Origin of the sequence: Paratractidigestivibacter sp. (genome assembly GCF_052362415.1) — a bacterium.
In the GTDB taxonomy this organism is placed as follows: Bacteria; Actinomycetota; Coriobacteriia; order Coriobacteriales; family Atopobiaceae; genus Paratractidigestivibacter.
On record NZ_DAWEMK010000099.1, the window covers coordinates 1 to 1,753 of the forward strand.

The following is a 1,753-nucleotide window of genomic DNA, read 5'->3' on the forward strand; positions in this document are numbered from 1 at the left end:
CTTCACGCCGTACCGCGCGTAGTACTCGTCGATCGCGGCCTTGAGCTCGGGGGTGATGAGCTTGCCGTCGAGTGCCTCGACGACCTCGGCCATGGTCACGATGGAGGCCACCGGGAAGCCGTACTTCTCCTGGATCTCCTGCTGGGCCGTGACCTTGCCGCCCTTGCCGACCTCCATGCGGTTGAGGCTCACGATGAGGCCCTTGACCTTGACGTTCGCGGCGGCCATGACCTTGGGGTAGGTCTCGTCGATGGACTTGCCGGAGGTGGTCACGTCCTCGACCATGACCACTCGGTCGCCGTCGGCGAGCTGGTAGCCCAGCAGGTTGCCCTTGTCGGCGCCGTGGTCCTTGGCCTCCTTGCGGTCGGAGCAGTACTTGACCTCCTTGCCGTAGAGGTCGTGGAACGCGACGGCGGTCACGACGGAAAGGGGGATGCCCTTGTACGCGGGCCCGAAGAGCACGTCGAAGTCGTCGCCGAAGTTGTCGTGGATCGCCTTGGCGTAGAACTCGCCGAGCTTCTTGAGCTGGTGGCCGGTGACATAGGCGCCCGCGTTCATGAAGAACGGCGACTTGCGGCCGCTCTTGAGCGTGAACTCGCCGAACTTGAGGACGTTGCTCTCGACCATGAAGTCGATGAACTCGCGTTTGTAATCTTCCATGGGTTCTCCTGCCGCTTGGGTGCCGATGTTTGTCTTGCGCTGCCTAGATTCTAGCCGCTCGCGCCGCGATGGGGTACGGTAGAGCAGTCAAGATACGCGTCATCCTAAGGGAGTCTTATGGATCGCAACACCATCGCAAGCCTCTATGCGGACGCCGATGCGCTCGGCGGGCAGACCGTGACCGTCGCCGGCTGGGTCCGCTCCATCCGCGACATGAAGAACTTCGGCTTCGTGACCCTGAACGACGGCAGCTGCTTCAAGGACCTGCAGGTCGTCGTCAACCGCGAGCGCCTCGGCGACGAGGTCTACGACGGCGTTATCGCCCAGTCCGTGGGCGCCGCGCTCGCCTTCACCGGTGTGCTCGAGCTCACCCCCGACCGCCCGCAGCCCTTCGAGCTCCAGGCCGCGACCATCGAGGTCGAGGGCATCTCTGCGCCCGACTACCCGATGCAGAAGAAGCGCCAGACCCGCGAGTTCCTCCGCACTCAGCAGCACCTCCGCAGCCGCACGAACCTTTTCCGCGCGGTTTTCCGCGTGCGCAGCGTGGCCGCCTTCGCCATTCACAAGTTCTTCCAGGAGCGCGGCTTCGTCTACGTGAACACGCCGATTATCACCGCGTCGGACGCCGAGGGCGCCGGCGAGATGTTCCGCGTGACCACGATCGATCCCGCTAACCCGCCCCGCAAGGACGACGGCAGCATCGACTACAGCCAGGACTTCTTTGGCAAGCCGACGAACCTCACCGTCTCCGGCCAGCTCCAGGCCGAGAACTTCGCGCTCAGCTTCGGCGACGTCTACACCTTCGGCCCGACCTTCCGCGCCGAGAACTCCAACACCCGCCGTCACGCCGCCGAGTTCTGGATGGTCGAGCCCGAGCTCGCCTTCTGCGACCTCGCGGGCGACATGGCCTGTGCCGAGGAGATGCTCAAGTACGCCATCAACTACGTGCTCGAGAACTGCCCCGACGAGATGGAGTTCTTCAACAAGTTCGTCGATAAGGGCCTGCTCGAGCGCCTGCGTCACGTGGCGAGCTCCGACTTCGCCCGCGTGACCTACACCGAGGCCGTCAAGTTCCTCGAGGAGGCCCAGGCCG

2 protein-coding genes are annotated in these 1,753 nt (G+C 64.5%); one reads left to right on the forward strand and one right to left on the reverse strand.

Annotation, left to right across the window (positions count from 1 at the left end; all coding sequences use genetic code 11):
• Nucleotides 1-660 (reverse strand): orotate phosphoribosyltransferase (gene pyrE, locus ACT84W_RS08740; protein WP_417576037.1); only part of this gene is annotated, 660 nt, incomplete at its 3' end.
• A gap of 117 nt (nucleotides 661-777) precedes the next feature.
• Between pyrE and asnS the strand changes: the two genes are divergently transcribed.
• Nucleotides 778-1,753, forward strand: a 976-nt coding sequence (gene asnS, locus ACT84W_RS08745) for an asparagine--tRNA ligase (RefSeq protein WP_444328935.1), incomplete at its 3' end; no start/stop codon positions are given.